Source organism: Saccharopolyspora cebuensis, from assembly GCF_039542665.1.
GTDB classification, from domain to species: domain Bacteria; phylum Actinomycetota; class Actinomycetes; order Mycobacteriales; family Pseudonocardiaceae; genus Saccharopolyspora; species Saccharopolyspora cebuensis.
Window position 1 is genome coordinate 89,522 of sequence record NZ_BAABII010000017.1, and the last position, 8,090, is coordinate 97,611.

General features: G+C 71.5%; 10 protein-coding genes and 2 riboswitches. Of the genes, 6 read left to right on the top strand and 4 right to left on the bottom strand.

The features are described 5' to 3' along the window. Nucleotides 1–45: 45 nt before the first annotated feature. Nucleotides 46–198 (bottom strand): lasso RiPP family leader peptide-containing protein, encoded by a 153-nt coding sequence (locus ABD976_RS24145; protein WP_345367067.1) that lies wholly within the window; start codon nt 196–198, stop codon nt 46–48. A gap of 385 nt (nt 199–583) precedes the next feature. Next, nucleotides 584–904 (bottom strand): YbaB/EbfC family nucleoid-associated protein, encoded by a 321-nt coding sequence (locus ABD976_RS24150; protein WP_345367069.1) that lies wholly within the window; start codon nt 902–904, stop codon nt 584–586. An 89-nt stretch (nt 905–993) separates the two neighbouring features. On the opposite strand from ABD976_RS24150, the gene ABD976_RS24155 reads away from it, so the two are divergent. Genes ABD976_RS24155 through ABD976_RS24165 form a run of 3 tightly spaced genes read left to right on the top strand, consistent with a single transcriptional unit; the run spans nt 994 to nt 3,217 of the window. Further along, nucleotides 994–1,326 (top strand): type VII secretion target, encoded by a 333-nt coding sequence (locus ABD976_RS24155; protein ID WP_345367071.1) that lies wholly within the window; start codon nt 994–996, stop codon nt 1,324–1,326. Continuing rightward, nucleotides 1,323–2,270, top strand: coding sequence for a WXG100-like domain-containing protein (locus ABD976_RS24160; RefSeq protein ID WP_345367073.1), 948 nt, complete (start codon nt 1,323–1,325; stop codon nt 2,268–2,270). The genes ABD976_RS24155 and ABD976_RS24160 overlap by 4 nt, the downstream gene beginning before the upstream one ends. Continuing rightward, complete coding sequence (locus tag ABD976_RS24165; protein WP_345367075.1) at nt 2,267–3,217, top strand: hypothetical protein; 951 nt, start codon at nt 2,267–2,269, stop codon at nt 3,215–3,217. Before ABD976_RS24160 ends, ABD976_RS24165 begins: the two co-directional genes overlap by 4 nt. A gap of 40 nt (nt 3,218–3,257) precedes the next feature. On the opposite strand, the gene ABD976_RS24170 is transcribed toward ABD976_RS24165, so the two are convergent. Together ABD976_RS24170 and ABD976_RS24175 are read right to left on the bottom strand one after the other, a co-directional pair. Next, the gene (locus ABD976_RS24170) at nt 3,258–3,410 is read right to left on the bottom strand and encodes a hypothetical protein (RefSeq protein ID WP_345367077.1); all 153 of its coding nucleotides are present in this window, start codon (nt 3,408–3,410) and stop codon (nt 3,258–3,260) included. 213 nt (nt 3,411–3,623) lie between these two features. Continuing rightward, a complete protein-coding gene (locus tag ABD976_RS24175) occupies nt 3,624–4,802 on the bottom strand; it encodes an acyl-CoA dehydrogenase family protein (protein ID WP_345367079.1) in 1,179 nt (392 codons plus the stop codon). Between the two features lie 101 nt (nt 4,803–4,903). On the opposite strand from ABD976_RS24175, the gene ABD976_RS24180 reads away from it, so the two are divergent. From ABD976_RS24180 to ABD976_RS24190, 3 genes are all read left to right on the top strand, one after another. After that, a complete protein-coding gene (locus tag ABD976_RS24180; protein ID WP_345367081.1) occupies nt 4,904–5,539 on the top strand; it encodes a TetR/AcrR family transcriptional regulator in 636 nt (211 codons plus the stop codon). 551 nt (nt 5,540–6,090) lie between these two features. Next, nucleotides 6,091–6,180, top strand: a riboswitch (glycine riboswitch). Beyond that, nucleotides 6,181–6,291: riboswitch (glycine riboswitch) on the top strand. A gap of 116 nt (nt 6,292–6,407) precedes the next feature. Next, complete coding sequence (gene gcvT / locus ABD976_RS24185; protein WP_345367083.1) at nt 6,408–7,511, top strand: glycine cleavage system aminomethyltransferase GcvT; 1,104 nt, start codon at nt 6,408–6,410, stop codon at nt 7,509–7,511. Nucleotides 7,512–7,535: 24 nt separating this feature from the next. Beyond that, on the top strand, nt 7,536–8,090 hold a 555-nt coding region (locus tag ABD976_RS24190), incomplete at its 3' end, for a PLP-dependent aminotransferase family protein (RefSeq protein WP_486374965.1).

Sequence of the window (8,090 nt, forward strand, 5' to 3'; positions counted from 1 at the left end):
GTTCGGGGACCAGCGGTGACCGCGCGGTCGCGATCACCGGTGCGCTCACCCGCAGTTGCCGATGCAGAACACCCCGTACGGGCTGTCGATGTAGTTCCCGCTGGTCTTGATCCGGGTCACCTCGGTGAAGTCGCCCACCGGAAGAATCGCCGGCGCCTCGTAAGCGCCGTCCCGCACGTCGATCCCGTTCTCGGCCATCGCGAATCCGTCCTTTCCCAGAGGATTGATTGCCGGTTGTCGCGGCGATTCACGAAGCTACCGAGGCGAATTTGGCGGGTCAATACACCCGAAGCGGTACCACGAAAGGCCCATCGACGATTTCATGAATCATTTTTCGCGCACCTGGCCGAGCGCTCCGGAGGCGGCGCGAGCAGCACGGATCGACGCGCGCAGCCGGATCCCGATTCCCCGGAACGTGCCGGGAACGGCCGGTGCGCGGGTCCGGCGACGACGACCGCCCGCGATCCCGGGCGGAATCCGCGACGGCATCAGGCGCGGCGGCGATCGGAAAGCGGATTCACCGCACGACGTCAATTCCCCGACGATTCCGGAATCAGCGATCGCGTCGGCGATCCGATGCGACTCAGCCCTCCAGGCGCTTCTGCGCGTCGGCGAGATCGCGGGTGACCTTCTCGATGGCCTTCTCGAAACCGGCGGTGAGCTGGTCGAGCTGGTCCTCGAAGGCGCCCATCGCCCCGCTGTCGGTGCGCAGCCGCTCGGCGAGGTCGTCCTGCGCGGCGGTGACCGCCTCGCGCACCGCCTCCGCCACGGCGGGCGCGCCCCGCTCCAGCAGCTCCGGCTCCAGTTCCAACCCGGTCAGCCGCCCGTTCGCGTCGAGCACGGCCCGCACCGCGCCCTCGGCCGCCGCACCGCTGCCCCGCACCTCGTCGTCCACGTCGCCCACCAGCCCAAGATCAGAACGGTTTTCCGCGAAACCATCCCACACCGCCGATCGGCCCACTACCGTCCGCCGGGAATCGGAGGTGCACCACCGTGGGAACGTTCTCGGTCGACCCGGACCGGATGCGGGAGTCGGGCGGCGAGCTCCGCGCCGCCGGGGCCGACCTCGGCGCCGCCGCGGGCCGCGCTCGCGCCGACACCGCGGGGGACGCCTCGGTGTGGGGCGTCGACGACGCGGGCGCGGACTTCGGCGCGGCGCACCAGGAGCTCGCCGACCTCGCCGCCCGCGCGGTGGCGGCGCTCGGCCGCGGGGTCGACGAGCTGGGCGCGGCCCTGCGCGCCACCGCCGACGACACCGAGGAGACCGACCGCGAGCACGCCGACCGGCTCCGCCGCCTGAGCGACGAGCTGCGGCCGCCGCGATGAGCATCGCGCTGCCCGGCGAACTCGCCGCCCTGCTCGCCGAGGTCGGCGAACCGTGGCCGGAAGCCGACGAGGACCGGCTCCGGGACCTGGCCGACGGCTGGCGCCGGACCGGTGACCGCCTGGCGGAGCTGCGCGACCGCGCCGCTCCCCCGGCGCGCGCGGTCGCCGCCCACCACCGGGGCCGCGCGGTGGACGCCTTCACCGCCCGGTGGGCGGAGCTGGAACCGCGGGTCGCGCTCGGCGCGGCGGCGGCGCACCAGGTCGCCACGGCCGTGGACGCGCTGGCCACGGCCACGGGCGTGACCAAGGGCACCGCCGTCGAGGTGCTCGCGGCCGGGCACGCCCAGCGGGAGCGGGTCCGGCACCAGGCCGCCGGAGCGGTCGTGGCGCCCCTGATCAGCACGCTGCTGCGGATGCTGGCCAACGCGCTCCGGCCGCTGCTGCACCGCCTCGGGCAGCTCCTGCGCTCGGTGGCCAGGACGGTGCTCGACGTCGCCAAGCGCGCGTTCCAGAGCATCGTCGACTTCGTCGAGTCCCTCTTCGGCCCCGAACCACCGCCGCCACCACCGCCGGTGCCACCGCCCCCGCCGCCACCGGAGTACCGGCGGGACGGCCCCCTCCCGCACGCCCGAGAACTCATCGCCAACGGTTCGGAGTGGACCGAGCCGGGCCGAGGACGCGGCGGCCGGAAGCTGCCGAAGGAAGCCGACCCGAACGAGGTCCTCTTCCTGCGGAATCCACCTGGGACGGGAGCGATCACGAGCTACTCCGTCTACGACGAACGCGGCTTTATCATCAAGCGCGTCGACATCGTCGGCACGCACGGGGGCATGACCGGGCACGTGCACGAGTTCTCGTTGCACACGAACCCCAAGACCGGTGAGGTCCACGTCGGACAATCCGAGGTGCGGAACGCGGAAGAACAGGAAACGGACTACCGATGAATGAGCAGGACGGTGCCGAGCCCCGTCGTTTCCCCAGCTTCCTGGACCCGTGGCGCAAGACGAACGGTCCCGGGTTCACGCCGCTCAGCTTCCTCGGGTGGGGCGGCGGGATCGAATTCGTGCTCGCCGCCCAGTGGCTGTTCCGCCCGGAGTTCATCGAGCACCGGGGGGGCATGTTCTTCTCGGGATCCAGCGCCGACGACAGCGGCGACCGGCGGCAGGCGATCGACACGTTCTTCAGGAGGTTCGACGATCGGATCGACCTCGTGGAACGGCACTCGAACCTGCTGTCGCTCCAGGACCTCTTCGGCAACGATGACCTGGAGCCGCACGATGCGGACCTGTCCACGCTCGTGAACACCCTCGCCGACTGCTGGCGGGCGTTGCTGGCCGCCGAGTTCCCGGACCGGGAGTTCGTCGTGGAGGTGTTCGACGACCCCGACGAGCCCTACGACCCGCAGATCACCTTCCACCGCCGTCCGCCGGAGCCGATCGTGGTGCACGACCTGCCCCCGGGGCGGCTCGCGCCGGTGGACGGCGAGCCGGTGGCCGTGCACCTGGACCTCCCGCCGTCGCTGCACGGGGCCTTCACCGGGCGGGAGCGCAGCGCCGTGCTGGACGCGCGCGGCGGTCCGGACCTGGGTGCGCTGCTGGGCGCCCTGACCCCCGGAGCGGCGTCGGTGGAGGGGGCCCTGACGGGATCGGGGTGCGAGGCGGTGCTGGTCACCGGCTTCGAGCAGCTGTGGGTGAAGAACCGGCCCGCCGCCGAGGCCCTGGTGCGCGGCCTGGTCCCGGCGCTGCGCACGGCGCGGGCGGCCGGGGCCACCGCGCACGTGGCGCTCGCCGACCTGGCGGCCGACACCGTGGACGCCGTGGTCGGGCTGCTGCGGGACGTTCCCGCCGGGAGCGGCCCGGTGCCGGTGGTGCGCTACGCGCCCGGCGCGTGAAAACGACCCCCGGGCGGACCGGGGGTCGCGGAAGCCTCGGTCAGTGGCCCTTGCCCTTGCCGAACAGCTTGTTCTTGACCTGGTCGATCTTCTCCTTGTTCTTGGGGTCGGAGGCGTACTTCTTCGCCTGCTCCATCGCCTTGCGGCCCTGCGGGCTGCTGGCGAACTGGCTGACCTTCTTGAACAACGACATAGCGTCTCCTCAGCTCCGGCCGGGCGCGGTCGAGCCGCGATCAACTCCACCCCCAGGGTACCCACTCCCGGCCGGCTCCCGACGATCTCGGCGAACCGCCCACCGGCCACCGCCCCACCAGCACCTCCCATTTCACCCGGAAGGGGAATGAGCGAGGGGCACCTGCATCCGACTGTGCCGGATGAAGGTACCCCCTGACCAGGGACGGGACGGTCAGCCGAGGGCGCCGGAGACCGAGGCGTGGCCCTTGAGGAGGTTGCGGGCGATGGTGCGGCGCTGGATCTCGTCGGTGCCCTCGAAGATCCGCAGCAGCCGCAGGTCGCGGTACCAGCGCTCGATGGGCAGCTCCTTGGTGTAGCCCATGCCGCCGTGCATCTGGAGCACCCGGTCCACGATCTCCCCGGCGCGGGTGCCGCCGTAGAGCTTGGCGATGGACTGGGCGTGCCGGGAGTCGCCGCCCTGGTCGACCTGCCACGCGGCGTGCAGCACCAGCCAGCGCAGCGCCTCGATCTCCACCGCGGAGTCGGCCACCATCCACTGGATCGCCTGCCGCTCGGCGATCGGCTCGCCGAAGGTCTCGCGGGTCTTGGCGTAGTCCATGCCCATCTCCAGCAGCCGCTCGCAGGCGCCGAGGGCGTGCGCGGGCAGCAGGTACCGGCCGCGGCCGATCCACTGCATCGCCAGCCGGAAGCCCTTCCCGACCTCGCCGAGCACGTTGCGCTCGGGCACCCGGACCTCGTCGAACACCAGCGCGGCGGGGCGGCGCTCCCACGGGCCCATGATGTCGATCGGCTCGGACTTCCAGCCCATGTCGCGGTCGACGAGGAAGCAGGTGACGCCGCCGTCGGCCCCCTTCTCCCGGTCGGTGACCGCGAACACCATCACGAAGTCGGCGTCGATGCCGCCGGTGATGAACGTCTTCTCGCCGTTGACGACCCACTCCGAGCCTTCCTTGCGCGCGGTGGTGCGCAGGTTCTTGGCGTCGGACCCGGCGCCCGGCTCGGTGATCGCGAAGCAGGACTTGCGGGTGCCCTCGATGGTGGGCAGCAGGTACTCCCGCTTCTGCTCCTCGTTGGCGTGGTAGAGGATGTTGTCGGCGTACCCGCCGAACCGGAACGGCACGAAGGTGCGGCCCAGCTCGACCTCGATGAGCGCCGACATCACGGCGGAGAGGTCCATCCCGCCGTACTCCTCCGGGGTCTGCACCCCCCAGAAGCCCGCCTGCTTGGCCTTGTCCTGGAGCTCCCGCTGCTCGTCCTTGGTGAGGCCGCGCTCGCCGGCGCGCTCCCGGCGCAGCACCTCCGGCTCCAGCGGCACCAGCTCGCGCTGGACGAAGTTGCGGACCCAGTCGCGGATGTCGCGCTCGGTCTCCGACAGCGAGAAGTCGACCATGGGGCTTTCCTTTCCGCGCCCTGTGACTAACGGCGTTAGTTTTATGGGAGTCTAGGACCGCCGCGACGAGGCCCGCAAGGGTGTTCCGAGGAGGAGGGACCGTGCCCCGCCCCAGCAATCCCCTGCTGTCGCCGGACCGCATCCGGCTGGCCGGTCTGGAGATCATCGACGAGCTCGGGCTGGAAGCGCTGTCCATGCGGCGGCTCGCCGACCGGCTCGGCGTCAAGGCCGCGTCGCTCTACAACCACGTGCCCGGCAAGGACGAGCTGCTGCACGAGATCGCCGACGGCGTGATGCGCGCCGTGGACGTCAGCGGCTTCGAGCAGGACTGGGCGACCGGGCTGCGCACCTGGGCGCGCTCGTTCCGGGCCGCGCTCATCGCGCACCCCCACCTGGTCCCGTTCCTGGCCTCCGGCCCGGCCCGGCGGGAGACCGCGCTGCGCCGCGCCGACGCCGTGCACGGCGGGCTCACCTCGGCGGGCTGGCCGCAGCGGTACGCGACGATGATCGGCGCCTCCACCAAGTACCTGGTGGTCGGCTCGGCGATGGGCTCCTTCTCGGCCGGTTTCCCCGACGAGGCGGAGGTCTACGACGAGCGCTTCCCCCACCTGGACCGGGCCCACCTGCTGCGCGAGCACGCCGCCGAGATCGACGCGGACAGCTTCGAGCTCGCACTCGCCGCCCTGGTCGACAGCCTGACCCGCCTCCACCACGACCTCACCACCAAGCCCGACTGAGCCACCCGACCGCCACGGGCTCCCGTTCACCCGTCTGCGACCTGAGTGAGGGGCACCCTTGCCCAAGTAACTCGGACAAGGGTGCCCCTCACTCACTTCACGAACGGGCGAACGCTCCTGCACTCGCGCACAAGAAGCACCACCGCCAGGCAAGCGGCGCCAGCCGCTTCCAGCCGAACCCGCAAGCTCGCCCAACCGCCGTCAGGCAAGCGGCGAAAGCCGCTTACGTCTTGCCCCACCTGAGCAACCGGCACCGCCGCGGGTTCTCAGCGGTCTTCTCGCGAGGACGCCCTGACGCTGTGTACGTGGTTGGTACATGAGGAAGGGCGCCCGGAGCGAGAAGGCCGCTGAGGTTCCGCCACCCGCACCGTCACGCAACCGGACCACAACACCTTCCCGACGAGAAGGCCGCTGAGGTTCCGCCACTGGCACCGCCACGCACAAGGACCACCACACCTTCCACCTGAGATCACCCTCGCGTTGTGTTGACTGGCTTCCCGCACCTCCGTAGCGTCCGAATCCGACCGGCCCACAACTCAAGACCGCGCCGACGACGTCGTGCGGGAGAGACCCCACGTCACGGGGCGCCGAAGGAGCAATCTCCCCAAGAAACTCTCAGGCACCGGCACCGCGCGACAGCAGGCGAACACGGAGAAAAGCAGGAGCCCCGCTCCTCGCCCACGGTGCAAGCCGCCCGGTGTCCTGGCGCCGGACCGCGGTGAAACTCTCAGGCCAATGACTCCGGGGAGACCCCGACCAGCGCGAACCCGCGCAGGTCGACGTCGGGGTGCCCCGGATATGGTTGTGCTTCGCGCGGCTGACCGGCCCCTCGTCCGCCGACCCGCGCCCACCAGGAGGAGCCATAGCCATGTCGTCGCCACGACGGACCCCGCTGCACGAGGTGCACGAGTCGCTCGGCGCCACCTTCACCGAGTTCGCGGGCTGGCGGATGCCGCTGCGGTACTCCGGTGACACCGCCGAGCACCACGCCGTGCGCACCGCCGCGGGGCTGTTCGATCTCACCCACATGGGCGAGCTCCGGATCAGCGGCCCGCAGGCCGCCGAGGCCCTGGACCACGCGCTGGTGGCGAAGGCGTCGGGGATCAAACCGGGCCGCGCCCGCTACACGATGCTCTGCGACGAGCGGGGCGGCGTGCTCGACGACCTCATCGTCTACCGGCTCACCGAGCAGGAGTACCTGGTGGTGGCCAACGCCGCGAACGCCGCGGTGGTCGCCGCCGAGCTCGCCGAGCGCGTCGGCGGGTTCGACGCCGAGTTCGCCGACGTCTCCGAGGAGTACGCGCTGCTGGCGGTGCAGGGCCCCCGCGCCGCCGCGATCCTGGCCCCGCTGACCGACACCGACCTCACCGAGGTCAAGTACTTCGCCGGCTACCGGAGCGCGGTGGCCGGTCACCCGGTGCTGCTGGCCCGCACCGGTTACACCGGCGAGGACGGCTTCGAGCTGTTCACCGCGCCGGGCGACGCGGCGGCCATCTGGCAGGCGCTGACCGAGGCGGGCGCCGAGCACGAGCTGCGGCCCGCCGGGCTGTCCTGCCGGGACACGCTGCGGCTGGAGGCCGGGATGCCGCTGCACGGCCACGAGCTCTCCACCGAGCTGACCCCGTTCCACGCCAACCTGGGCCGCGTGGTCAAGCTCGACAAGCCGGGCGACTTCGTCGGCAAGGCGGCGCTGGCCGCGGTCGCCGAGCAGCCCACCGCGCGCACCCTGGTCGGGCTGACCACCGACCAGCGCCGCGCTCCCCGGCACGGCTACCGGGTCCTCGACGACGCGGGCACCGAGGTCGGCGAGGTCACCAGCGGTGCGCCGTCGCCGACGCTGGGGCACCCGGTGGCGATGGCCTACGTGGACCGGGCGCACAGCGCGCCGGGCACCGCGCTGCAGGTGGACATCCGGGGCAGGACCGCGCCGGTGGAGGTCGTCGAGCTCCCCTTCTACCGCCGCAACGCCTGAGAGATCACTACAGGAGGCAACACCATGTCGACACCTGACCTGTTCAACGACCAGCTCGCCGCGGTGGACCCCGAGGTGGCGGGGGCGGTCGGTGCCGAGCTGAACCGCCAGCAGAGCACGCTGGAGATGATCGCTTCGGAGAATTTCGCGCCGCGGTCGGTGCTGGAGGCGCAGGGTTCGGTCCTGACGAACAAGTACGCGGAGGGCTACCCGGGCAAGCGGTACTACGGCGGGTGCGAGCACGTCGACGTGGTCGAGCGGCTGGCCATCGACCGGGTCAAGGCGCTGTTCGGTGCGGAGTACGCCAACGTGCAGCCGCACTCGGGTGCGCAGGCCAACGCCGCGGCGATGTTCGCGCTGCTCAAGCCGGGTGACACCATCATGGGTCTGGATCTGGCGCACGGTGGTCACCTGACCCACGGGATGAAGATCAACTTTTCCGGGAAGTTGTACAACGTGGTGCCCTACACGGTGCGCGACGATGATCACCGGGTCGACATGGACGAGGTCGCCCGCCTGGCCCGGGAGAACCGGCCGCAGCTGATCGTCGCGGGCTGGTCGGCCTACCCGCGGCAGCTC

What these genes read in the sequence shown, in the direction of transcription:
- ABD976_RS24160 (WP_345367073.1), top strand. Translation starts at nt 1,323, where the DNA reads ATGAGCATCGCGCTGCCCGGCGAACTCGCCGCCCTGCTCGCCGAGGTC.
- gcvT (WP_345367083.1), top strand. Translation starts at nt 6,408, where the DNA reads ATGTCGTCGCCACGACGGACCCCGCTGCACGAGGTGCACGAGTCGCTC.
- ABD976_RS24145 (WP_345367067.1), bottom strand. Translation starts at nt 198, where the DNA reads ATGGCCGAGAACGGGATCGACGTGCGGGACGGCGCTTACGAGGCGCCG.
- ABD976_RS24175 (WP_345367079.1), bottom strand. Translation starts at nt 4,802, where the DNA reads ATGGTCGACTTCTCGCTGTCGGAGACCGAGCGCGACATCCGCGACTGG.
- ABD976_RS24170 (WP_345367077.1), bottom strand. Translation starts at nt 3,410, where the DNA reads ATGTCGTTGTTCAAGAAGGTCAGCCAGTTCGCCAGCAGCCCGCAGGGC.
- ABD976_RS24165 (WP_345367075.1), top strand. Translation starts at nt 2,267, where the DNA reads ATGAATGAGCAGGACGGTGCCGAGCCCCGTCGTTTCCCCAGCTTCCTG.